This is a genomic window from Pseudomonas sp. Pseusp18 (assembly GCF_059506005.1).
The window spans coordinates 4601599-4626273 of the sequence record NZ_CP169240.1 but is presented as its reverse complement, the minus strand read 5'-3'; the positions used below and the strand labels follow the sequence as shown (position 1 = coordinate 4626273).

At 60.3% G+C, this 24675-nt stretch carries 18 protein-coding genes; 8 read left to right on the top strand and 10 right to left on the bottom strand.

Annotation, left to right across the window (positions count from 1 at the left end):
• Positions 1-14: 14 nt before the first annotated feature.
• The 5 genes from ACEN9A_RS20500 to ACEN9A_RS20480 all read left to right on the top strand — a co-directional run bounded on the left by ACEN9A_RS20500 (position 15) and on the right by ACEN9A_RS20480 (position 3965).
• On the top strand, positions 15-1010 hold the full coding sequence (locus ACEN9A_RS20500; protein ID WP_258670219.1) for a zinc transporter ZntB: 996 nt from the start codon (positions 15-17) through the stop codon (positions 1008-1010).
• 63 nt (positions 1011-1073) lie between these two features.
• On the top strand, positions 1074-1322 hold the full coding sequence (locus ACEN9A_RS20495) for a hypothetical protein (protein ID WP_007940635.1): 249 nt from the start codon (positions 1074-1076) through the stop codon (positions 1320-1322).
• Between the two features lie 2 nt (positions 1323-1324).
• Positions 1325-2149: a mechanosensitive ion channel family protein gene (locus tag ACEN9A_RS20490; protein ID WP_007940637.1), complete on the top strand. Its 825-nt coding sequence runs from the start codon at positions 1325-1327 to the stop codon at positions 2147-2149.
• 86 nt (positions 2150-2235) lie between these two features.
• Positions 2236-2826 (top strand): RNA polymerase sigma factor SigX, encoded by a 591-nt coding sequence (gene sigX, locus ACEN9A_RS20485; RefSeq protein WP_026331741.1) that lies wholly within the window; start codon positions 2236-2238, stop codon positions 2824-2826.
• 107 nt (positions 2827-2933) lie between these two features.
• Positions 2934-3965 carry an OmpA family protein gene (locus ACEN9A_RS20480; RefSeq protein ID WP_258670214.1) on the top strand — a complete coding sequence of 344 codons (1032 nt, stop codon included), beginning with the start codon at positions 2934-2936 and terminating at the stop codon, positions 3963-3965.
• A gap of 84 nt (positions 3966-4049) precedes the next feature.
• On the opposite strand, the gene cobA is transcribed toward ACEN9A_RS20480, so the two are convergent.
• The 8 genes from cobA to ACEN9A_RS20440 form a co-directional block, all read right to left on the bottom strand.
• The gene (gene cobA / locus ACEN9A_RS20475) at positions 4050-4814 is read right to left on the bottom strand and encodes a uroporphyrinogen-III C-methyltransferase (RefSeq protein WP_258670211.1); all 765 of its coding nucleotides are present in this window, start codon (positions 4812-4814) and stop codon (positions 4050-4052) included.
• Positions 4815-4824: 10 nt separating this feature from the next.
• Positions 4825-7542, bottom strand: coding sequence for a nitrate reductase (locus ACEN9A_RS20470; protein WP_258670208.1), 2718 nt, complete (start codon positions 7540-7542; stop codon positions 4825-4827).
• Positions 7542-7859 (bottom strand): nitrite reductase small subunit NirD, encoded by a 318-nt coding sequence (gene nirD, locus ACEN9A_RS20465; protein WP_018925265.1) that lies wholly within the window; start codon positions 7857-7859, stop codon positions 7542-7544. The genes ACEN9A_RS20470 and nirD overlap by 1 nt, the downstream gene beginning before the upstream one ends.
• Complete coding sequence (gene nirB / locus ACEN9A_RS20460) at positions 7856-10309, bottom strand: nitrite reductase large subunit NirB (protein ID WP_007940642.1); 2454 nt, start codon at positions 10307-10309, stop codon at positions 7856-7858. The genes nirD and nirB overlap by 4 nt, the downstream gene beginning before the upstream one ends.
• Before the next feature lie 399 nt (positions 10310-10708).
• Entirely contained in the window at positions 10709-12379 is a 1671-nt protein-coding gene (locus ACEN9A_RS20455; RefSeq protein ID WP_258670205.1) for a bifunctional protein-serine/threonine kinase/phosphatase, read from the bottom strand.
• 7 nt (positions 12380-12386) lie between these two features.
• A complete protein-coding gene (locus ACEN9A_RS20450) occupies positions 12387-13598 on the bottom strand; it encodes a nitrate/nitrite transporter (RefSeq protein WP_018925267.1) in 1212 nt (403 codons plus the stop codon).
• 243 nt (positions 13599-13841) lie between these two features.
• Positions 13842-14417, bottom strand: a complete 576-nt coding sequence (locus tag ACEN9A_RS20445) for an ANTAR domain-containing response regulator (RefSeq protein WP_018925269.1) — start codon at positions 14415-14417, stop codon at positions 13842-13844.
• Positions 14418-14432: 15 nt separating this feature from the next.
• Entirely contained in the window at positions 14433-15644 is a 1212-nt protein-coding gene (locus tag ACEN9A_RS20440) for a CmpA/NrtA family ABC transporter substrate-binding protein (RefSeq protein WP_258670202.1), read from the bottom strand.
• A 226-nt stretch (positions 15645-15870) separates the two neighbouring features.
• Between ACEN9A_RS20440 and ACEN9A_RS20435 the strand changes: the two genes are divergently transcribed.
• Positions 15871-16890, top strand: coding sequence for a quinone-dependent dihydroorotate dehydrogenase (locus ACEN9A_RS20435; RefSeq protein ID WP_258670199.1), 1020 nt, complete (start codon positions 15871-15873; stop codon positions 16888-16890).
• 311 nt (positions 16891-17201) lie between these two features.
• Here ACEN9A_RS20435 and rmf read toward each other — a convergent pair whose 3' ends face one another.
• Entirely contained in the window at positions 17202-17417 is a 216-nt protein-coding gene (gene rmf / locus ACEN9A_RS20430; RefSeq protein ID WP_003223300.1) for a ribosome modulation factor, read from the bottom strand.
• 531 nt (positions 17418-17948) lie between these two features.
• Here rmf and rlmKL point away from each other — a divergent pair.
• Entirely contained in the window at positions 17949-20219 is a 2271-nt protein-coding gene (rlmKL, locus tag ACEN9A_RS20425) for a bifunctional 23S rRNA (guanine(2069)-N(7))-methyltransferase RlmK/23S rRNA (guanine(2445)-N(2))-methyltransferase RlmL (RefSeq protein ID WP_258670197.1), read from the top strand.
• A gap of 142 nt (positions 20220-20361) precedes the next feature.
• Positions 20362-22752 (top strand): sensor domain-containing diguanylate cyclase, encoded by a 2391-nt coding sequence (locus ACEN9A_RS20420; protein ID WP_258670195.1) that lies wholly within the window; start codon positions 20362-20364, stop codon positions 22750-22752.
• A 116-nt stretch (positions 22753-22868) separates the two neighbouring features.
• Here ACEN9A_RS20420 and dacB read toward each other — a convergent pair whose 3' ends face one another.
• The gene (gene dacB, locus ACEN9A_RS20415) at positions 22869-24329 is read right to left on the bottom strand and encodes a D-alanyl-D-alanine carboxypeptidase/D-alanyl-D-alanine endopeptidase (RefSeq protein WP_019579764.1); all 1461 of its coding nucleotides are present in this window, start codon (positions 24327-24329) and stop codon (positions 22869-22871) included.
• Positions 24330-24675: the final 346 nt, after the last annotated feature.

Here is a 24675-nt window from a genome sequence, read left to right as displayed (position 1 = left end):
GATTAGGGGTGAGGATGTTCGAGGAAGAAAACGCGCAGTGGGGGCTGGTGCATGCCCTGGTGCTGGACGGTAAAGGCGGTGCGCGTTCGATAGCCCGGACTGAACTCGATGACTTGCAGCTGCAGGCCCATGAAAGCCTGTGGCTGCACTGGGATCGCAGTCACCCGCAAACCCAGACCTGGCTGCGTAAATCCAGCGGGTTGAATGAATTTAGTTGCGACTTGTTGCTGGAAGAAAACACCCGACCGCGTCTTTTGCCGCTGCCGGACTCTGAACTGCTGCTGTTTCTGCGCGGGGTCAACCTGAATCCGGGCGCGGAGCCGGAAGACATGGTCTCGGTGCGGATCTTCGGTTCGGCCCAACGGGTGATTTCCTTGCGTTTGCGGCCGTTGCGTGCCACCGAAGAGTTGTTGGTGCAACTGGCCGACGGCAAAGGACCGAGAAGCGCTTCCGAGCTGATCCTGTATATGGCGCAATACCTCACCCATAAAGTGCAGGATCTGGTCGGCGACCTCTCGGAAGTTGTCGATGAGGAAGAAGAAAAGCTGGATGCCGACGAACGGTATACACCTGAGCATGGGGCTGTTTTGCAAATCCGCCGCAGGGCAGCTGGACTGAAGCGTTTTCTGGCGCCGCAGCGGGATATTTTCGGTCAGCTGACGCGGATAAAACTGCCGTGGTTCTGCGAAGACGATGGCGATTACTGGAACGAATTGAACAACAGCCTGACCCGGTATCTCGAGGAGCTGGAGTTGACCCGTGAGCGCGTGGGGCTGGTCCTGGAGGCTGAAGACCGGCGTTTGAGCGTGCGCATGAACCGCACGATGTACCGCTTCGGGATCATCACCGGGATCTTTTTGCCGATGAGTTTTCTGACCGGTCTTTTGGGCATCAACGTCGGTGGTATTCCGTTCTCTGCCAGCCCCTACGGCTTCCTGATCGCCTGCCTGTTGATGGTCTTGGTGGCGCTGGGGCAGTGGTGGTTATTCCGACGTTTGCGTTGGGTCTGACGATGAGCCATGTGACCCGACCAAATTTAACCGCGTCTTTGACAGACATCACGAGAGGTGCGTATGCACGATCCGTTTGAACAGTCTTTGCGTGACATGCTCAAAGCATCGCCGTCCAGCCGTGACGACGATGCCTGTCTGGGGCGTGTACTGAAAACCGCCAACCGCCAGGTCGGTGCCGGCGATCTGTTCAGCCTGCTGGGCCGTTGGCTGCCCGCGCTGATGATCGCCCTGAATAACGGATCGGCCCATGTCGCGCCGGTTTCTCGTCTGCGTAAACCTACCGCTCGCACTGCTGATAAGGCTGATTGAATATGGAACTTGATCTCTGGACTCAGAGCCTCGTCACTGCAATGACTGCGTTGTGGACCAAAGTTGCGAACTTCATTCCGAACCTGTTTGGCGCACTGGTTGTGCTGCTGCTGGGTTTTGTCGTGGCCAAGCTGCTGGACACGCTGCTCTCAAAATTGCTCGCCAAATTGGGCCTTGATCGCCTGATGGGTGGCACCGGACTGACCAAATTGTTGTCTCGTGCCGGCCTCCAGGTGCCTATTTCGACGCTGATCGGCAAAATTGTCTATTGGTTCGTCCTGCTGATTTTTCTGGTTTCTGCCGCAGAGTCCCTTGGGCTTGAGCGAGTTTCGGCTACGCTGGACATGCTGGCGCTGTATGTTCCGAAAGTATTCGGCGCGGCGCTGGTGCTGCTGGTAGGTGTCTTGCTGGCGCAACTGGCCAATGGGCTGGTGCGTGGCGCGGCAGAAGGCGTAGGGCTGGATTACGCCGCGGGACTGGGGCGGATTGCCCAGGGCCTGGTGATCATTATCAGTATTTCGGTTGCGATCAGCCAGTTGGAGGTCAAGACAGACCTGCTCAACCACGTGATTGTGATTGTCTTGATTACCGTTGGTCTGGCGGTTGCGCTGGCCATGGGGTTGGGAAGCCGGGAAATTGCCGGTCAGATTCTTGCGGGAATCTATGTGCGTGAGTTGTATCAGGTTGGGCAACAAGTGCGTGTTGGCGAGGTCGAAGGGCAGATCGAAGAGATCGGCACGGTGAAAACCACGGTGCTGACCGACGAGGGTGAGCTAGTCTCTCTCTCGAATCGGATTCTCCTGGAGCAGCATGTGAGTAGCCGCTAACCCGGCAAATCCTGCTAATGTATGCCGCCGCAAATTGCCCTGAAGGGCTGCGGCGGACATTGACCTGACTGTCGGCCAGACTTGTTTTGAATAAAGCTCAATCGCTCTCCACGCGCTACGACCCCCGCGAGCTCTCTGATGAGGAGTTGGTCGCGCGCTCGCACTCCGAGCTGTTTCACGTAACGCGCGCCTATGAAGAACTGATGCGGCGTTACCAGCGAACATTATTTAACGTTTGTGCACGATATCTGGGGAACGATCGTGATGCAGACGATGTCTGTCAGGAAGTGATGTTGAAGGTGCTGTACGGCCTGAAGAACTTCGAGGGCAAATCGAAGTTCAAAACGTGGCTCTACAGCATCACGTACAACGAGTGCATCACACAGTATCGGAAGGAACGGCGTAAGCGTCGCTTGATGGACGCTTTGAGTCTGGACCCCCTCGAGGAAGCGTCTGAAGAAAAGGCGCCGAAACCCGAGGAGAAGGGCGGACTTGATCGCTGGCTAGTGTATGTGAACCCGATTGACCGTGAAATTCTGGTGCTACGTTTTGTCGCAGAGCTGGAGTTTCAGGAGATCGCAGACATCATGCACATGGGTTTGAGTGCAACAAAAATGCGGTACAAACGCGCTCTAGACAAATTGCGTGAGAAATTTGCAGGCATTGCCGAAACTTAGTTTGGCGCAAATATCTCTTACGTGTAGGCAAGTTCTGATAGACTTGCCGCCGAGTTGTCCCCCGGTTTGCGGGACTGCTTCACAATCACCAGATGGGGATTTAACGGATGAAACTGAAAAACACCTTGGGCTTGGCCATTGGTTCTCTTATTGCCGCTACTTCGTTCGGCGCGCTGGCACAAGGCCAAGGCGCAGTTGAAATCGAAGGCTTCGCCAAGAAAGAACAGTACGACAGCGATCGTAACTTCAAGAACAACGGCAACCTGTTCGGCGGCTCGGTTGGTTACTTCCTGACCGACGACGTAGAAGTGCGTCTGGCCTACGACGAAGTGCACAACGTACGTGCAGATGATGGTCGCAACGTGAAGGGCGCTGATACCGCTCTGGACGCTCTGTACCACTTCAACAACCCAGGCGACATGATCCGTCCATACGTTTCTGCCGGTTTCTCGGACCAGAGCATTGGCCAGAACGGTTCGGGTCGTAACCGCTCCACTTTCGCCAACGTTGGCGGCGGTGCCAAGCTGTACTTCACTGAAAACTTCTACGCCCGTGCTGGTGTTGAAGCTCAGTACAACATCGACCAGGGCGACACCGAGTGGGCTCCTAGCGTCGGTATCGGTGTGAACTTCGGTGGCGGCTCCAAGCCTGCTGCTGCTCCAGTTCCAGCACCAGCTGAAGTGTGCTCCGACAGCGACAACGATGGCGTTTGCGACAACGTTGACAAGTGCCCTGACACCCCAGCCAACGTAACTGTTGACGCTGATGGCTGCCCAGCAGTTGCTGAAGTTGTTCGTGTTGAGCTGGACGTGAAATTCGACTTCAACAAGTCGACAGTCAAGCCTAACAGCTACGGCGACATCAAAAACCTGGCTGACTTCATGAAGCAGTACCCAAACACCACTACTGTTGTTGAAGGTCACACTGACTCCGTCGGTCCTGACGCTTACAACCAGAAACTGTCTGAGCGTCGTGCAAACGCCGTTAAGCAAGTTCTGACCAACCAGTACGGTGTTCAGTCGTCCCGCGTTCAGTCTGTTGGCTACGGCGAATCCCGCCCAGTTGCTGACAACGCCACTGAAGCTGGCCGTGCTGTAAACCGTCGCGTAGAAGCGAAGGTTGAAGCTCCAGCTAAGTAATTAGCTCGCAGCTCAAGAAAAGCCCGGCTTAGGCCGGGCTTTTCTTTGTCTGCGATTTGGTGAAGAGGGAGTAATAGGTAGGGTTCAGGCTGATTGATCGGCCACCATCGCGGGCAAGTCGCGCTCCCACAGAGATGAAGTTGCACAGGCTGCCACGGCACCGATCACCAGGATCGCCGGGCTTTTCAACTGAAAGCTGAGGGCATCCTCTTCCATTGTTGTCAGGTTGCTCCGGCATTCCCGTTGGTGCGGCAGCGAAGCGTTTTCGATCATTGCCACGGGTGTGTTGGCTGCCATTCCGCCGGCCAGCAGTTGTTCGCGGATCTCACTGAGTTTCGCCACGCCCATGTAGACCACCAGTGTGGTGCCGCCTTGAGCCAGAGCCTGCCAGTTCAGGCTACTGTCATCCTGAGTGTGCGCCGTGACCAGTGTCACGCCACGGGCGACGCCCCGCAGTGTCAGCGGAATATCACATTGGGTCGCGCCGGCAAGGCCAGCGGTGATGCCATTGACCAATTCAACCTCGACCCCTCGTTCACGTAACCACTGCGCCTCTTCACCGCCGCGCCCGAAGATGCACGGATCGCCACCCTTGAGCCGCACCACGCATTTGCCGTGGCGGGTATAACGCAACATCAGGCGATGAATGAAGGCTTGAGGCGTGGAGCGACAGCCGCCGCGCTTGCCCACAGGAATAATTCGCGCATTCGGGCAATGCTCCAGTACCGCAGGATTGACCAGATCGTCGATCAACACCACGTCCGCTTCGCGCAACGCACGAACTGCCTTGAGGGTCAGCAATTCCGGATCGCCGGGACCCGCACCCACCAGCCAGACTTTTGCACTCATAGTGTTTTCCTCACGAGGTGACGGCGACTGGCTGCGCAGTGGCGGCCAGCAAACGCTTGATTTCCGGGACGCAGGAACCGCATTGCGTGCCGCAGCCCAATTCTTGTTTCAAACCCTGCAAGTCCAGGCCACGACCAATGCCGGCACAGACTGCGTTCTGGCTGACGTTCATGCAGTTGCACAGGATTTTGCTGCCGGATGCAGGGGCGCCAGCGTTGCCTGGAGGCGCACTCAACGGAGCCAGTAGCCAACGGCGCAGCTGTTCGTCGGCGCGACCTTCGAGCCATAGGCTTTGCAGCCAATGTTGGGCGAGTGTTTCACCGGCCAGGCGAATCGCGGTGATCCGGCCGTTCTCGATACGCACCCGCTTACCGATCGAGCGCCGGGGATCGTCATAGGCCAACACCGGGCCGTCGTTGAGCCCCAGGCATTGATCGATATCACGCAATAGCTGTGGCTCTGGCGCGGTGGCGCTGGCAGCGCGTATCAGCAGCGCAGGGCGTTCACGGCCGGCGAGGCTGAGGCTGGCGTAGGAAAACGCCTCACAGAGTGGTCGCAGTGTCTCCAGGTGCTGTTGAACATCGCCTTCAATCAGGGCGAAAAGCTGCCAAGGCAAATTCACTGGCTCGAGTCGCACGCCGCTATGTTTGAGTTCCGGCTGTTTCGACAATGGATCGAAGGCGGGAAGGGTGAGGGTATTCACGCCGCCCTTGAGAAAACGGTCGCCCCAATGCATCGGCAGGAAAGCCTGGCCCGGACGTACGCTGTCGTCGCTGCTGACCGGCAGGATCACCGCGCCCCGGCGACTTTTCAGATTGATCAGGTCGCCAGGTTGCAGGCGATGCCGACGCAGTTCATCCGGGTGCAGGCTCAACACGGCTTCGCTGACATGGCCGAACAGCTGCGCGGCGGTGCCGGTGCGGCTCATGCCGTGCCATTGGTCGCGCAGGCGGCCGGTGATCAGGGTCAGCGGGAAACGCGCATCGCGTTGTTCCTTGGCGGCGCGATAGGGGTCGGCCACGAACTGCGCACGCCCGCTGGCGGTCGGGAAAACCCCTTCAAGGTACAACCGCGGGGTGCCTTCGCGGGCTCCGGCGGGGAAGGGCCATTGCTGCGGTCCGAGCTGGTCGATCAACTCATGACTGATACCTGACAGGTCGAGGTCGCGGCCGCGAGTCAGTTGTTTGTATTCGTCGAAGACCTGTGCCGGGGTTTCAAAGGCAAACAGGCTGGAGGCTCCAGGACGCAGGTGTTTTTCCAGGCGCTGTGCGAAATCCACCGTGATCGCCCAATCGGGCCGAGCTTCACCGGGGGTGCCGATAGCTCGGCGGACGTGGGAAATACGTCGCTCGGAGTTGGTGACCGTGCCGTCCTTTTCACCCCAACTGGCAGCGGGCAGCAGCAGATCGGCGAACGCGGCGGTTTCGGTGGTGTGGAAGGCTTCCTGCAGCACCACGAACGGGCAGGCTTGCAGCGCCTCGCGCACAGCGGTCTGGTCCGGCATCGACTGGGCAGGGTTGGTGCAGGCGATCCACAGGGCTTTGATCTTGCCGCTGCGCATCTGCTCGAACAGTTCGATGGCTGTTAGCCCGGTGTTTTCGGGCAGTTGATCGACGCCCCAGTAGGCGGCCACTTGCGCGCGGTGTTCGGCATTGGCCGCTTCACGATGGCCTGGCAGCAGGTTCGACAAACTGCCGGTTTCCCGACCGCCCATGGCATTAGGCTGACCGGTCAGCGAGAAAGGTCCTGCGCCGGGCCGGCCGATTTGCCCGGTAGCCAGGTGCAGGTTGATCAGCGCGCTGTTCTTCGCGCTGCCGGCAGTGGACTGATTCAGCCCCATGCACCACAGCGACAGAAAGCTCGGTGACGTGCCGACCCATTCCGCGCATTGCTGCAGTTGCTCGACGCTGATGCCACAGAGTTGCGAGACCATTGCCGGGGTGTAGTCGCGTACCAGGTTTTTCAGCTCGGCCAAGCCTTCGGTGTGGGCCTTGATGAAGTCGCGGTCGATCCAGTCTTCCCACAGCAGCAGGTGCAAAATCCCATGGAACAAGGCGACATCGGTACCGGGCAGAATCGCCAGGTGCAGGTCAGCCAAATCGCAGGTGTCGGTGCGCCGTGGGTCGATGACGATGACTTTCATCTGCGGACGGCGGGATTTGGCCTCTTCCAGGCGACGAAACAGGATCGGGTGGGCGTAGGCCATGTTGCTGCCGACGATCATCACGCAGTCGCTCAGTTCCAGGTCTTCGTAGTTGCAGGGCGGAGCGTCGGCGCCGAGGCTGCGTTTGTAGCCGACCACCGCTGAAGACATGCACAGCCGTGAATTGCTGTCGATGTTGTTGGTGCCCACCAGCGCTCGCGCCAGTTTGTTGAAGGCGTAGTAATCCTCGGTCAGCAATTGCCCGGAGATATAGAACGCGACGCTGTCCGGGCCGTGTTCGGCGATGGTTTGGGCGAAGACGCTGGCGGCGTGATCGAGGGCGCTGTCCCAATCGGTGCGGCTGCGGGCCAGGCCCTTGCCCAGGCGCAGTTGCGGGTATAGCGCCCGGGCCGTCAGGTCGCCAGTCAGATGCAAGGTCGAACCTTTGCTGCACAATTTGCCGAAGTTGGCCGGGTGCGCCGGATCGCCGCTGACGCCGAGAATGCGCTCGCCGTCGTGCTCGATCAGCACGCCGCAGCCGACCCCGCAATAGCAGCAGGTAGAGGCGGTGATTTGGCGGTCCATCAGCTTGCTTCCCGCAAGGCCAGCAACACCCGGCCATTCTCGACCCGTGCCGAATGATGGTGGGCGCAGCCGATATCGGGAGCCTGGGCCTCGCCGGTTTCCAGGTCGATCTGCCAGTTGTGCAGCGGACAGGCGACCCGTTTGCCGTAGATCAAACCCTGGGACAGCGGTCCGCCCTTGTGCGGGCAGCGGTCGTCGAGGGCGAAAACCTCATCGTCGCTCGTACGAAAAATCGCGATGTCGCCTTTCGGGCCGGCGACGATCCGCGAGCCAAGGGTGTTGATCTCTTCCAGTGCGCAGATATCCAGCCAGTTCATACCGACACCTCCAGGTTCTTCACGGGAATGACCTCGAATTCTTTTTTCAGCAGTGGTTGTTCGAGGCGTTCCTTCCACGGGTCCTGTTCGAACGACAGGGAGAATTGCAGGCGTTCGTTCAAGGCCTTGCGCCGTACCGGGTCTTCCAGCACGGCTTTCTTGATGTGTTCCATGCCAACCCGTTGCAGGTAATGCACGGTGCGCTCGAGGTAGAAGGCTTCTTCGCGGTACAGCTGCAGGAAAGCACCGTTGTATTCGCGCACTTCTTCGGCGGTTTTCAGCTTGACGAAGAATTCCGCGACTTCGGTTTTGATCCCGCCGTTGCCACCGATGTACATCTCCCAGCCGGAGTCCACGCCGATAATTCCGACGTCCTTGATCCCTGCTTCCGAGCAGTTGCGTGGGCAACCGGAGACGGCCAGTTTCACTTTGTGCGGCGACCACATGTTGAACAGGTCATGCTCAAGCTCAATGCCCAGTTGTGTGGAATTCTGGGTGCCGAAGCGACAGAACTCACTGCCGACGCAGGTTTTCACGGTGCGGATGGATTTGCCGTAGGCGTGGCCGGACGGCATGTCCAGGTCTTTCCAGACGCCCGGCAGGTCTTGCTTTTTGATCCCCAGCAAGTCGATGCGCTGGCCGCCGGTGACCTTGACCATCGGCACGTTGTACTTGTCGGCCACGTCGGCGATGCGCCGCAGTTCTGAAGGATTGGTCACACCGCCCCACATCCGCGGGACGACAGAGTAAGTGCCGTCTTTCTGAATGTTGGCGTGGGCACGTTCGTTGATCAGGCGCGATTGCGGATCGTCCTTGGCCTCGCCGGGCCAGGTGGAAATCAGGTAGTAGTTGAGCGCCGGGCGGCAGGTGGCACAGCCGTTCGGGGTGCGCCAGTTCAGGTAGCTCATGGTGCCGGCGATGGTCAGCAGGTGCTGGTCGCGGATGGCTTGGCGGATTTGCCCGTGGTTGAGGTCGCTGCACCCGCAGATGGCTTTTTCGCTTTTCGGTTTGACGTCTGCCGCACCGCCCACGGTGTTGATCAGGATCTGTTCGACGAGGCCGGCGCAAGAGCCGCAGGAGCTGGCGGCCTTGGTGTGTTTCTTCACGTCGTCGACGCTGAACAGCCCGTGTTCCTGAATGGCTTTGACGATGGTGCCTTTGCACACGCCGTTACAGCCGCAGACTTCGGCGGTGTCGGCCATGCTCATGGCTTTGTCCTGGCCTTGATGTCCTACATCGCCTAAAGCATTTTCGCCAAACATCAAGTGATCGCGGATCTCGCCGATGGCATGGTTCTCACGGATCTGCCGGAAATACCAACCGCCGTCTGCCGTATCGCCGTACAGACAGGCCCCGACCAGCACGTCATCCTTGATCACCAGTTTTTTGTACACCCCGCCGATCGGGTCGGAGAGGGTGATGGTTTCGGTGCCTTCGCCGCCCATGAAGTCGCCAGCGGAGAACAGGTCGATGCCGGTGACTTTCAATTTGGTCGACGTCACCGAGCCCTTGTAGGTGGCGAAGCCCAGTTGGGCGAGGTGGTTGGCGCACACCTTGGCTTGTTCGAACAGCGGCGCGACCAGGCCGTAGGCGGTGCCGCGGTGGCTGGCGCATTCGCCGATGGCGTACACCCGAGGGTCGTAGGTTTGCATTGTGTCGTTGACCAGAATCCCGCGGCTGCAAGGGATGCCGGCTTTTTCCGCGAGTTCGGTGTTGGGGCGAATACCGGCGGCCATCACCACCAGGTCGGCGGGGATGATGTCACCGTTCTTGAACTGCACCGAGCCGACCCGGCCATTGCCGGCGTCGTGCAAGGCCTGGGTCTGTTCGCACAGGCGGAAATGCAGGCCGCGGGCTTCCAGGGCGGTTTGCAGGAGTTGGCCGCTGGTTTTGTCCAGTTGGCGCTCCAGCAGCCATTCGCCGATGTGCACCACGGTGACGTGCATGCCCCGCAGCATCAGGCCGTTGGCGGCTTCAAGGCCCAGCAGGCCGCCACCGATGACCACGGCGTGCTTGTGGGTCTTGGCGGTGTCGATCATCACCTGGGTGTCGGCGATGTCGCGGTAGCCGATCACGCCCTGCAAAGTATTGCCGGGGATCGGCAGGATGAACGGGGTCGAGCCGGTGGCAATCAGCAGGCGGTCGTATTCAGCCTCAGTGCCGTCTTCGGCGATGACCCGGCGTTTGACCCGGTCGATCTCCACCACTTTGCGGTTGAGCAGCAGCTTGATGTTGTTTTCCAGGTACCAGTCCAGATCGTTGAGCACGATCTCTTCGAACGTCTGTTCGCCAGCCAGCACGGGCGACAGCAGGATGCGGTTGTAGTTGGTATGCGGTTCGGCGCCGAAGACCGTGATGTCGTACAGCTCATTACTCAGCTTGAGCAGTTCTTCCAGGGTACGAACCCCGGCCATGCCGTTGCCGATCATCACCAGTTTTAGTTTTTTCATCAGGTTCTCCGGGGAGCTCGGGCCTGCCTCATCAGGGCATTCAGGCCTTGCTCGACAAAATTTTGCGCAAACAAAAAAAGGCGTCCCGCTAGCTAACTAGCGAGGACGCCTTTGTCCTTGTCCCGTTCTCTCGGGCAGCGCAGCCTTCTACGTTGAAGGCCGGGCTTTATGTCTGTTGGGAAAGGTAATGCAGTGGTTGTGCCAAGTCTCGCAAGGGCCGGATTTATGGGCTCTCGTCATGGGAGGAGGGTGTTTGCGTGCACCGGTTCAAGGCGCGACGCCCGGTTTTGAAGCAGAAAAATCAAAAGATCGCAGCCTGTGGCAGTTCCTGCAGGAGATCGTGGGCACCCGTAGGAGCTGCCGCAGGCTCGGGCCGCGTTCGGACGATCTTTTGATCTTTTAACCGTGAAACAACAAAAACAGCAGCACCAGATTCACCAGTAACGACACCAGCGCCAACGTCCGCCAAACCTTCAACGGTTCGCGCTCCAGCAACGGTCTGGGGCGCACGCTCAAACTGCGTCGTTCTCCCTGTTCCAGCAGCAACAACCATTCTTCGGCCGTTTCAAAGCGCTGATCCGGGGTTACCGCCACCGCGCGCTCCAGACTCTGCGCGATCCATTCCGGCAGGTCGGGCCGGTAGCGACTGGCGCTGACAGGCACGCCAAACCGTGGGCGCTGGAACGCTTCGATTTCGCCGTAGGGATAATGCCCGGTGAGCAGGTAATACAAGGTCACGCCGACGGCATACAGATCCTGTTGTGGTGTCGGCGGGTCGCCGCGAAACGCTTCCGGCGCGATATAGCTGGGCGTTCCAGGCAGGGCGAAGGCTTGATCTTCGGACAGCCCCGGACAGTAGGCGAGGCCGAAATCCAGCAGACGCAACTCGCCGTCGTCCCCCAGCAGCAGGTTCTCCGGTTTGATATCGCGATGCAGAATCTGCCGTCGATGCAGGATGCCGACAGCCCGCAGCAAGCGTTCGGCCAGGTCCTGCCATTGCGCCAGTGGCAGTGTTGTGACGCGCTCATGCAACTCGGCCAGGGTCGACCCGGAATATTCACGCATCACGTAGTACAAATGCTGACGCTGACTGGCGGCATGGACTTCAGGGAAATGCCGACCGGCCACGCGCTTGAGAAACCATTCCTCCGACAACAAGGCCTGTCCGGCCTGGTGATCGTCACGCAGAGCGCCGGGCAAGGTTTTCAGCAGCCAGGGCTGTTGTTGTCCGTCGCGCACCCGGTAGAGCAGCGATTGCTGGCTCTGGCCGAGGACCCCTTCGACCTGCCAGCCTTCGAAGGTCTGGCCCGGTTTCAGTGCAGGTGGGAGCGGCCATTGCTGCAAATGAATCAGCGCATCGCCAATGCTGGTTTCGCCGAGGGCATCGACTCGTACCAGTAGAGCACTGGCATTGTCTTGACTGCCGGCCAGGTGCGCGGCGCTGACCAAGGTCTGGGCGGCACTGTTGAGGTCCGGTTGGTCGCGCAGAATCGCCGCGATGGCAGTGTCGCCCAGCACGGCCCAGATGCCGTCGCTGAGCAGCACGAAACTCTCGTTCAGGCGCAGTTCGCCATCCAGAAAGTCCAGCACCAGATGTTGATCCAGCCCCAGGGCCCGTTTGAGCACATGCTGCATGCCCGGTTGGTCCCAGACGTGATCCTCGCTCACCCGTTGCAAGGTGTCGGCGTGCCAGCGGTAAACCCGGCAATCGCCGACATGCGCCAAAGTGAAACGCCTGCCGCGCATCACCAAGGCACTGACCGTGGTCAGCAGCGGCTGCCCGCCGCCGTTGGCCTGCAACCAGCGGTTTTGCGCCAGTAGCAGACGATCGAGTGCCTGGGCGACACCCCAGGTTTCCGGGGTGGCGTAGTAGTCCAATGCCAGCGCCTGCAAGGTCGAACGGGCCGCGAGACCGCCATCGGCGCATTGGCTGACGCCGTCGGCGATGGCGAACAGGTAACCCTTGCTCGCCGCCAGTGCCGGGGCCGGAGTGACCAGGCGCAGGGCGTCCTGGTTCTCTTCGCGAGGCCCGATGGCGCTGGCTTCGGCAAAACTCAGTTGCAGGCTCATTCAGCCCTCACACTCGAGCAGCGGTGACGGCTGCCGAACCCCAAGTGGTTCTCCAGCGACGTTTCACCCCGTGCAGACCGAACCAGGCGAGTACGCCGAGGCTGGCGAACAACCACAAGGCCATTTGATAGCTGCCGGTACTTTGCTTGATCGCGCCCATGCCGGCCGCCAGTGCGAAGCCACCGATGCCGCCGGCCATGCCGATCAAACCGGTCATCACACCGATCTCCCGACGAAAACGCTGTGGGACCAACTGGAATACTGCACCGTTACCTGCACCTAAACCGAGCATAGTGCAGACGAAAAGCGCCAACGCTGCGTAGGAACTCGGCAGATTGAAACCCACTGTTGCAATGCAGATCGCTGCCACGGTGTACATCGCCAACAGGGTGCGAATCCCGCCGAAGCGATCCGCCAGCGCGCCGCCCAATGGGCGCATCAGGCTGCCACCGAATACACACGCCGCGGTGTAGTAACCGGCAGTGACCGGGCTCAGGCCGTACTGGTCGTTGAAGTAGCCGGGCAGGGCGCTGGCCAGGCCGATGAAACCGCCGAAGGTCACGCTGTAGAAAAACATGAACCACCAGCTGTCGCGGTCACCCAGGGCCTTGAGGTAGTCGGCCATGGACTTGGCTTTCGGCCGCTCAGGGGCATTCTTGGCCAGCCAGGCGAAGACGATCAGGGTCAGGATCAACGGAATCAGGGCGAAGCCGAACACGTTGCTCCAGCCATACGCGGCGGCCAGCACCGGGGCGATCAGGGCGGCGAGCACGGTGCCCGAGTTACCGGCACCGGCGATGCCCATGGCTTTGCCTTGGTGCTGCGGCGGATACCATTGCGAGGCCAGCGGCAGGGCGACGGCGAAGGACGCACCGGCCATGCCGAGGAACAGGCCCAGCAACAGCGCCTGCTCGTAACTGTGGATGCCGACTTTCCAGGCAACGAGCAGGGCGCTGATGACGATTATCTGGCCGATGATCCCGGCGGTTTTTGGCGACAGGCGATCAGCCAGCAGGCCCATCGCAAAGCGCAGTACGGCGCCGGCCAGAATCGGCGTGGCCACCACCAGCCCGCGCTGTTGGGTGGTCAGGTGCAGGTCAGCGGCGATCTGCACCGCCAGGGGGCCGAGCAGGTACCAGACCATGAAGCTCAGATCGAAATAGAGGAAGGCTGCGAACAGTGTCGGGGTATGGCCGGATTTCCAGAAGCTTGAATTCATCGCGCACCTCAGCTGTCAGGCGTATCAAGAAGGAGTCATGAGCTTGCAGGTGGGGCGCCGCAACGGCCGCACCACCAGCCCCGGTCTCTGGGGCCAAAACGTAAAAACGCCGCTACCTGATTCGCAAAAGGGGGCGAATGAGGTGAGCGACGTCTTTGTCGTAGGTGGGGCAACCGCCGTTGGTTACCTTGCAGGGATTACTTAGCGAGATCTGTGCCAACAAGGGAAACCGAGTCGAGGCCTTCAGCCAAGCAACTCACTCATGGCAATGATCTGCTCCGCCACCTGTATCAGCTTCTGCTGGCGGCTCATGGCCTGGCGGCGCATCAGGGTGTAGGCCTCTTCTTCGTTGCAGTCCTTCATCTTCATCAGCAGCCCCTTGGCCAGCTCGATGCGCTTGCGCTCGGCCAGTTGCTGGTCGCGGGCGTGCAGTTGCGCGCGCAGGGCCTGGTCGCTTTCAAAGCGCGCCATGGCCACATCGAGAATCGGCTGCAAGCGTTGTGCGTGAATACCTTCAACGATGTAGGCACTGACGCCGGACTTGATTGCCTGGCGCATCACGCCGGGGTCGTGCTCGTCGGTGAACATTACGATTGGCCGAGGTTGATCACGAGTCACCAGCACCACTTGCTCCATCACATCGCGGCTCGGTGACTCGGTATCGATCAGAATCACGTCCGGACGCACCGTTTCGACGCGCGCGGGCAGGTCAATGGTCAGGCCGGACTCGTCGATGACCTCGAACCCGGCTTCGGTCAGGGCCGCTTTCAGACGCCCGACTTTTTTCGCGGTGTCATTGATCAGCAGGATACGCAACATATTCGCAGGCTCCTGTCAGCGGCTGGCGAGAAGGGGAGCGCTGTCGCTCATGGCGTGCAGCGTGAAGCTGCGGGCATAGCCGGTCGGGTCCGAGCCGTCCCAAATTTTGCCGTCGATCAGTTGACTGCTGCGCATTTCCTGAGCCTGGGCGGGTACACCGACAGCGGTGGCGGCCTCTCGGTACAAGTCTAGTTGCTGGACCTGACGGGCCACGCCGAGGTAATCCGGGTCGTCGCGCAATAAGCCCCAGCGACGGAACTGGGTCATGAACCACATACCGTCGGACAAATACGGCAGATTGACCTCGCCGCCACCGTGGAAACGCATCGCGTGCGGGTCTTGCCAGTGATTGCCCAAACCGTCGATGTAGTCACCGAGCAAGCGCGGTTCGATGCAATCGAGCGGGGCATCGAGGTATTCGGGGGCGCTCAACAATTGCGCGGTGCTGCGGCGATTTTCGCGGTTGGCTTCGATGAAGCGGCTGGCCTCGAGGATCGCCATCACCAAGGCCCGGGCGGTATTGGGGTATTGCTCGACGAAGGCGCGGGTGCAGCCGAGGACTTTTTCCGGGTGATCGGGCCAGATGGTCTGAGTGGTGGCCATGGTGAACCCGAGATTCTGTTGCACCGCGCTGGCAGCCCACGGTTCGCCGACGCAGAACCCGTCGATGCGCCCGGCTTGCAGGTGCGCGACCATTTGTGGCGGCGGCACCACCACGCTGTCGACATCCTGCAACGGATGAATGCCCTGACTCGCCAGCCAGTAATACAGCCACATGGCGTGGGTGCCCGTGGGAAATGTCTGGGCGAAGGTCAGTTTTGGGCGACTTTGGTGCACGTGGTGGTCCAGTGCTTCAGGACTGGTCACACCCAAGGCCTGCAAGCCGTGGGAGAGGTTGATGCTCTGGCCGTTCTGGTTCAGGCCCATGAGCACGGCCATGTCGGTGGACGCTACGCCGCCGATGCCCAGGTGCACGGCGTAAATAAGGCCGTACAGGCTGTGGGCGGCGTCCAGTTCGCCGCTGACCAGTTTGTCCCGCAGGTTGGCCCAGGACGACTGGCGCTTGAGGTTCAGGGTCAGGCCGTAAGGCTGGGCGAAGCCCTGGGTGGCGGCGACTACCACTGAGGCGCAGTCGCTCAGGGCCATGAAGCCAAGGTTTATTTCGGTTTTTTCCGGGGCATCGCTGCCGTTGACCCAGGCCAGTGGGCCGGCTGATGGTTCATTCATCGATTTGCACCTTCCAAAAAAAACGTCGTCCCATGGCCTCTGCGCGAGCAGAGCCGGTGACGACGCCATTGTCCTGCCACTCATCCCGTCGTTGGCATGAGTGCTGATGACCATGTTGGTGCAAGGCATATGCCATCGCCGGCTGATTTTGTCGCGCGCCTCGCGTGAAGCTCTGATGCACGGCTATAATCGCCGCCTCTCATCGCCAACCGAGTCAAGCCTGCCCATGTACACCCTGGCCCGTCAGCTGCTGTTCAAACTTTCCCCGGAAACCTCCCACGATCTGTCCCTGGACCTGATCGGCGCGGGCGGGCGTTTGGGCCTCAACGGCTTGCTGTGCAAGGCACCGGCAAAAATGCCGGTGACGGTCATGGGCCTGGAATTCCCGAACCCGGTGGGTCTGGCGGCCGGTCTGGACAAGAACGGCGCGGCGATCGACGGATTTGCCCAACTGGGTTTCGGTTTCGTCGAAATCGGCACCATCACCCCGCGCCCGCAACCGGGTAATCCGAAACCACGGATTTTCCGCTTGCCGCAAGCCGAGGCGATCATCAACCGCATGGGTTTCAACAACCTTGGCGTCGATCACTTGCTCGCTCGCGTGGCCGCGGCCAAGTACAAGGGCGTGCTGGGTATCAACATCGGCAAGAACTTCGATACGCCGGTTGAACGTGCGGTCGACGATTACCTGATCTGCCTGGACAAGGTTTACGCCCATGCCAGCTACGTGACGGTCAACGTCAGCTCGCCGAACACGCCGGGCCTGCGCAGCCTGCAATTCGGCGACTCGCTCAAGCAATTGCTCGCCGACCTGGCCACGCGCCGGGCGGAATTGGCCCAGCGCCACGGCAAACATGTACCGCTGGCGATCAAGATCGCGCCCGACATGAGTGATGAAGAAACCGCTCAAGTCGCCCAGGCGTTGATCGAAACCGGAATGGATGCGGTGATCGCCACCAACACCACCCTGAGTCGCGTTGGTGTCGAAGGTCTGGAGCATGGTGACGAGGCGGGCGGGTTGTCCGGCGCGCCGGTTCGCGACAAGAGCACCCACACCGTGAAGGTGCTGGCGGCGGAACTGGCCGGTCGCTTGCCGATCATCGCCGTGGGCGGTATCACCGAAGGCAAGCACGCGGCTGAGAAAATCGCTGCGGGTGCGAGCCTGGTGCAGATATATTCGGGCTTTATCTATAAAGGCCCGGCACTGATTCGTGAATCGGTAGATGCCATCGCCGCGTTGTGCTGAAGGCAGTGTAGGGGCCTTGTGCTGAGGGCTTTTGTGGCGAGGGAGCTTGCTCCCGCTCGGCTGCGAAGCAGTCGTAAATCCTGCAACCGCGTTTTACCTGACACACCGGGTTGATTGGTTTTGGGGCCGCTTCGCAGCTCAGAGGGAGCAAGCTCCCTCGCCACAGAAACGACTTCACCACCGTAGTTCTTTGCAGGCATAAAAAAGGGCTCCTCGAAGGAGCCCCTGGGCCGAAGCCCGCCGTCCGGATAGGACGTGCGTGGTTAAGTCGTAGCGTAATCAGATTGTCGTGTCGGAGTGTGTGCCCTGTATTAGCCGACGGCGTGAAGTTCGTTGAGTCTGTGGATTCCCGCAGTGCCGGTCATACCGTCCCAATTGTCGCCGCGTCCTTCTCGCCAGCCATTGATCCAGGCTTGGCGTACCGACGGTAGAGTAAAAGGGCAAAGCTCACGGGATTTACCACCAACGCCATATTGATATCCGCGCAAAAATGCTCTTTCCAACGGATCACGCTTAAGTCTTCTCATAGGGTGTTTCCCTCACTTGTTGACTGTATGTATCGCGTCGACCTCAATCGAGGTCAGGCAGAAAAATTCTGCCGTTGGTGGCTCGCTGCCGGCGTCGCGAGCCAAGGTGTTGACGCCGTTGCGACGTCAACCTGAGTTGAGTTCTAACCAATGCGTCACATCGAGGGAATGACCGTTTTGTCATAAGAACGTAACCATAAAGATGGTATGGCCATAAGTAACACGATATTTGTCCCGTGTTTCTTGGCCAAAGCCCGGTATGATCGGCCCTGCGCTGGATGGTGGGGGTTGCGCCTTTAACGAGAATGACACCTGTTGCCCTTGGGGATTATTCGACGAAGGGTCGACTTATGACATTTTGTTGCATCAACTTTTTAATCTGCCCTGGCATCTAAGCTCTTTTAACCCGAGCAGTCGGGGTGGGACGGCACACCTTCGTGCCACGCGGGCGTTCTGTTAGAAAAACGCCTGATTGAAATCCGGATCGGCAACGCGTTGTCGGTTCACTTAGCTAAAGGCTCTGGAATTACCATGTCCGATCGTTTCGAACTCTTCCTCACTTGCCCCAAAGGCCTTGAAGGTCTGCTCATCGAGGAAGCCGTCGGGCTTGGCCTTGAGGAAGCACGCGAGCACACCTCGGCTGTGCGCGGCATGGCCACCATGGAAACCGCTTATCGCCTGTGCCTGTGGTCGCGTCTGGCGAACCGGGTGCTGCTGGTGCTCAAGCGCTTCCCGATGAAGGACGCCGAAGACCTCTACCACGGCGTGCTGGATATCGAGTGGCAAGACCACATGCTCAACGACGGCACCTTGGCCGTCGAATTCAGCGGTCACGGCTCTGGCATCGATAACACGCACTTCGGCGCCTTGAAGGTCAAGGATGCCATCGTCGACAAACTGCGCACCCCGCAGGGCGATCGCCCGTCCATCGACAAGCTCAACCCGGACCTGCGCGTTCACCTGCGTCTGGACCGTGGCGAAGCCATCCTGTCCCTCGACCTGTCCGGGCACAGCCTGCACCAGCGCGGTTATCGCTTGCAGCAAGGTGCTGCGCCGCTGAAGGAAAACCTCGCGGCAGCGATTCTGATCCGTTCCGGCTGGCCACGCATTGCCGCCGATGGCGGCGCGCTGGCTGACCCGATGTGCGGTGTCGGCACGTTCCTGGTGGAAGCCGCGATGATCGCCGCTGACATGGCGCCGAACCTGCGCCGTGAGCAGTGGGGCTTCACCGCCTGGCTCGGTCACGTGCCGGCGCTGTGGAAAAAACTCCACGAAGAAGCCACCGAACGCGCCGCGGCCGGCCTGGCCAAGCCACCGCTGTGGATTCGCGGTTACGAAGCCGACCCGCGTCTGATTCAACCGGGCCGCAACAACGTCGAACGTGCCGGCCTGAGCGAGTGGATCAAGATTTACCAGGGCGAAGTGGCAACGTTCGAGCCGCGCCCGGACCAGAACCAGAAAGGCCTGGTGATCTGCAACCCTCCGTACGGCGAGCGTCTGGGCGATGAGGCGAGCCTGCTCTACCTCTACCAGAACCTCGGCGAGCGCCTGCGTCAGGCGTGCTTGAACTGGGAGGCGGCGGTATTTACCGGCGCTCCGGACCTGGGCAAGCGCATGGGCATCCGCAGTCACAAACAGTATTCGTTCTGGAACGGCGCGTTGCCGTGCAAATTGCTGCTGATCAAGGTCACGCCAGACCAGTTCGTCACCGGCGAGCGTCGCACCCCGGAACAGCGTCAGGCCGAGCGTGAACAGGCGGCCTACGATGAAGCACCGAGCGAGCCGCTAGAACGCAAGTACAACAAAAACGGCAATCCGATCAAACCGGCTCCGGCACCCGCCCCGGTGATCGAGCAGCCGCGCCTGAGCGAGGGCGGGCAGATGTTTGCCAACCGTCTGCAAAAGAACGTCAAGGCGCTGGGCAAGTGGGTCAAGCGTGAAGGCATCGACTGCTACCGCGTCTACGATGCCGACATGCCGGAATATTCCATGGCCATCGACCTGTATCACGATTGGGTCCACGTTCAGGAATACGCCGCGCCGAAATCCATCGATCCGGAAAAAGCCTCGGCGCGGATGTTCGATGCCCTGGCGGCAATCCCGCAGGCGTTGAACATCGACAAGAGCCGCGTGGTGGTCAAGCGTCGCGAACGTCAGAGCGGCACCAAGCAGTACGAACGCCAGAGCGCCCAGGGCAAGTTCAACGAGGTCAACGAAGGCGGCGTGAAGCTGCTGGTGAACCTCACCGACTACCTCGACACCGGGTTGTTCCTCGACCACCGGCCGATGCGCATGCGGATTCAGAAAGAGGCGGTCGGCAAGCGCTTCCTCAATTTGTATTGCTACACCGCGACCGCCAGCGTGCATGCGGCCAAGGGCGGCGCGCGCAGCACCACCAGCGTCGACCTGTCGAAAACCTACCTGGACTGGGCGCGTCGCAACCTGTCGCTGAACGGCTTCTCTGACAAGAACCGTCTGGAACAGGGCGATGTGATGGCCTGGCTCGATGCTTGCCGTGACGAATACGACCTGATCTTCATTGACCCGCCGACTTTCTCCAACTCCAAGCGCATGGAAGGGATCTTCGACGTGCAGCGTGACCAGGTGCAATTGATTGACCTGGCCATGGCGCGACTGGCACCGGGCGGGGTGTTGTATTTCTCCAACAACTTCCGCAAGTTCCAGCTCGAGGAAAACCTCACCGAGCGTTATGCCGTTGAAGAAATCACGGCCCAGACCATCGATCCGGATTTCGCCCGTAATGGCAAAATCCACCGTGCCTGGAAGATCACTGCTCGCTGACACTTGAGCTGATTGGATCCACAGAGCCTTGATTTTTAAAGGCTCTTTGGTTCTTTCAGTGCTGGTCAAATTAGTGGCTAATAGCTATAACTCAACTCATGGCCAATGGGCTTTCCGGCACCTGGCGTTATGAGTTGCGTTTATGTCGTTACACGCCGTGCGCCCCAAGATCCTGGGTTTTATCAGCGAAGATGTCTCGGCCTGGCTGGTCGCGCTGCTGGTATTGCTCGTCGGCGGGATTCTTACGGGGTTACTGGCCTGGGCCACGCTCAATCAGTTTCATCAGCAAATGCGGCAACGTTTCCAACTGCTCGCCAGTGAACGCTACAGCCGTATCGAAGAACGTTTCGAAGATCAGGAGCAGCGCCTCGATGGCCTGCGCCGGTTCTTTGCCAATTCCGAGTCGGTGTCCCGCGAGGAATTCGACGGTTACGCCAAACCTCTTCTGCGGCGCACCCAAGCCTATTCCTGGGCACCACGGGTTTCCCGCGCCGAACGCCCCTTGCTTGAACGCTTCGTGCATGACGAAGGCTTGAGCAATTTCACCTTTCGCGAACTCACCGCCGACGGCCAGTTGCAACCGGCCGCGGAGCGGGACGAGTACGTGCCGGTGCTCTATACCCAAACCCAGAGCCGACTGCCCACGCCGCTGGGTTACGACCTGCTGGCTCAGCCCCTGCGCCGTTCGACCCTGGAGCGTGCCGATCGAACTGGCCGCATGGCTGTCTCGCAACCATTGCATCTGGTAGGCATTGAGCCTGCCTATTCACGGGGGGTGTTGCTGGTGGCCCCCGTCAGCCGTCAGCACCTGCCGGACACCACGCCCGTCGGGTATGTGATGGCGGTGATCAGCATGCGCCAGCTGCTGGCGGACGGGCTGCCGGAAGAGAATCATGATTCTCTCTCGGTGCGCATTCTCGACTTGTCCACCGATGACCAACACGAAGTGCTGTACGAGTCGACCAACCCGGCGGGGGCCAGTGACTTGTCCTCCACGCGCTTGCTGCGTCTGGCCGACCACGATTATCAAGTGGATATGCGCCCCAGTGCGGCGTTCCTGCAAGCCAACCATTCCTCGGTGACCAGCCAGGTGGTGCTGGGTGGTTTACTCAGCTTGCTGCTCAGCGTGTTTCTCTATGTGTTGGTCAGCCAGCGGCAACGGGCGCTGAAAATGGTCGAGCAACGGACCGAGGAACTGCACGCCCGTGAGCAAGAGCTGCGCGGCACGCATGGCCAATTGCGCGGCGTGCTGGATGCTGCGACTCAGGTGGCGATTATCGCCACCGACCTGCGCGGGATCGTCAGCACTTTCAACGCCGGTGCCGAGCACATGCTCGGTTACTCCAGTGCGCAGGCCGTGGGCCACATGACCCTGGAAAACCTGCACCTGCCCCGGGAGCTCGAGGCGCGGTCGGCGGAGTTGAGCGCGCGCTATGGCAAGCCGATTCCGACCTGTCAGGCCATGTTGGTCGAAGGCGGAGAAGAGGGCGGTCACGAAGCCCGGGAGTGGACGCTGGTGCGCCGCGACGGCAGCCATTTGACGGTGAACATGCTGGCGACCCCGGTTCTCGACGAGCAGGGTTTGTGGGTCGGGCACTTGGCGATCTGTATCGACATCACCGAGCGCAAGCGCGTTCACGAGGCCCTGGCGGCGCGGGACTTGTTGTTGAAGAAACTCAGCGCCCATGTGCCCGGCGGGATTTACCAGTTCAAGATGGAGTTCGATGGGCGCTTCAGCGTGATCTACGCCAGCGACGGGATGCGCGAGATCTACGAACTCGAATTGGAGGTACTGCTGAGCAATGCCGAAGCGGTGTTCTCGCGGATTCATCCTCAGGACTCGCGCCGGGTCCGCGCATCGATCCAGGTGTCGGCGGACAACCTCAGCCCATGGCGCGAAGAGTATCGCGTGCAATTGCCCGAGCGTGGCCTGCGCTGGGTTCGCGGCGAAGCGACGCCGGAGGAGCTGCCCGGTGGCGGCGTGCTGTGGCATGGCTACATTTCGGACATTTCCGACCTCAAGCGTGTTGAAGAGGAATTGCGCGCGCTGTCGGTGACCGACTCATTGACCGGAATCCATAACCGCCGCTATTTCCAGGAGCGCCTGACCACCGAAATGGCCCGGGTCGAGCGCGGCGGTGGCGAGTTGTCGGTGATCATGCTCGACATCGACCATTTCAAACGCATCAATGACCAGCACGGCCATGCCGTGGGCGATCGGGTATTGCAGGCAGTGTGTGAACGCATTGGCCGTCGTCTGCGGCGCACCGATGTGTTCTGTCGCCTGGGGGGCGAAGAGTTCATGGTGCTCTGCCCGGACATCGACGGCGAACAGGCGCATGTGTTGGCCTTGGAACTGTGGCAAGGGTTGCGCAGTTCGCCGATCGACGAGGTGGGGATCGTTACCGCGAGTTTCGGGATTGCCAGCTGGCGGGTCGGGGAAGGCGCGGATGCGTTGCTGTTGCGGGCGGATTCGGGGGTTTACGCGGCGAAGCAGGCGGGAAGGGATCGGGTTGAAGGGCAGATGAGCTAGGTCAGGCGGGATGTTTGTGTGGACAGAAAAAGATCGCAGCCTTCGGCAGCTCCTGCATGGGAATGTGTACACCCTGTAGGAGCTGCCGAAGGCTGCGATCTTTTGACTCTAAAGGCTTACAACACCGATGCCGTGGTCGGCAGTTTCGGCTGGCGATACAGGTCCAGCAGCACCTGATCCAGCACCGAAGACGCGCCAAACGGAGCCTTGTCGTTAAGAATCGCCACCACCGCCCAGGTATTGCCATTGACATCGCGGCTGAAGCCGGAGATGGCACGCACGGTGTTCAGGGTGCCAGTCTTGACGTGGGCTTCACCGGTCATGGCCGTGTGTTTCAGGCGTTTGCGCATGGTGCCGTCGGTGCCGGCAATCGGCATCGAGCTGATGAACTCGGCGGCGTACGGGCTGCGCCAGGCGGCTTGCAGCATTGCGGCCATTTCACGTGCGCTTACCCGTTCGGCGCGGGACAGGCCGGAACCGTTCTCCATCACCAGGTGCGGTGATGTGATGCCTTTCTGCGCCAGCCACTGACGCACCACACGCTGGGCCGCTTTCGCGTCATCACTGTCGGCGTCGGTGCGGAATTTCTGGCCCAGGCTCAGGAACAACTGCTGAGCCATGGTGTTGTTACTGTATTTGTTGATGTCGCGAATGATTTCCGCCAAGTCTGGCGAGTAGGCCCGGGCCAGCACCTTGGCGCTGCTCGGCGTCGGTGCCAGACGATCCTGGCCCTGGATGCTGCCGCCCAATTCCTTCCAGATCGCGCGCACGGCGCCGGCGGTGTAGGTCGCGTGGTCGAGTAGCGACAAGTAGGTCTGGGAGCTGCAACCTTCGCCCAACTGGCCGCCGACGGTCACGGTGACGCTGCCATCAGCCTGGGTCACCGGGTTGTAGCGCACGCCCCCGGTGCACTGCTTGGAGTTGAGCGCCTTGACCTGATTGTCGATGCGGATGCTGGCAATCGGCGGCTCGACCGACACCAGAACCTTGCCCGAGTCGTTGCGAGCCACGAAGCGCAGGGCCTTGAGGTTGACCAGCAGTGCGTCGGGCTTGACCAGGAACGGTTTGTTCTCGTCATTGCCGTCGTCGTTGAACTCGGGCAGTTGCGGTTGCACGAAGAAGCCGCGGTCCAGCACCAGGTCGCCGGTGACCTGGGTCACGCCATTGGCGCGCAAGTCGCGCATCAGCAGCCAGAGTTTTTCCATGTTCAGCTTCGGATCGCCGCCACCCTTGAGGTAGAGGTTACCGTTGAGGATGCCACCGCTGAGGGTGCCATCGGTGTAGAACTCGGTTTTCCACTGGTGGTTCGGGCCAAGCATTTCCAGCGCCGCATAGGTGGTGACCAGTTTCATGGTCGAGGCCGGGTTGACCGAAACGTCAGCGTTATAAACGGTTGGGGTGCCCGGGCCGTTAAGCGGGATCATCACCAGCGACAAGGCGCTGTCCGGCAATTTGCTGGCCTTGAGGGCCTTTTCAACGTTGGGCGACAGGGCGGTGTTGATTGGCGCGGCGGAAACGGGGAGGGCCAGGGGCAGAAGAAGACTGGCCAGCAGCAATGGACGCAAAGATTTGATCATCTGAAATAAAACCCTACAGCCGAGGGGGAAAAAGACGAGGGCACGGTGATAAATTCCCTCAGCGGTCATGAAAGTGTCGGCATTATGCCCCAAGGTGCAGGGGCTTGTGCCGCACCTTGGTCGACTAATCCGCTATTTTTTTACCGACGGTAGACGTCGCGCCGTTCTGAGGCGGGTAATCGGCGCCTTAAACTGCTAAAGTGCCGCCCGTTATTACTTATGAGGATTGTTCCAATGGCGACTAACCGTTCCCAGCGTCTGCGCAAAAAACTGTGCGTCGATGAATTTCAAGTTTTGCTAATTAGCAAAAAATAGTCCGAATGTTGTCAAAAACGCTTTATCGCTT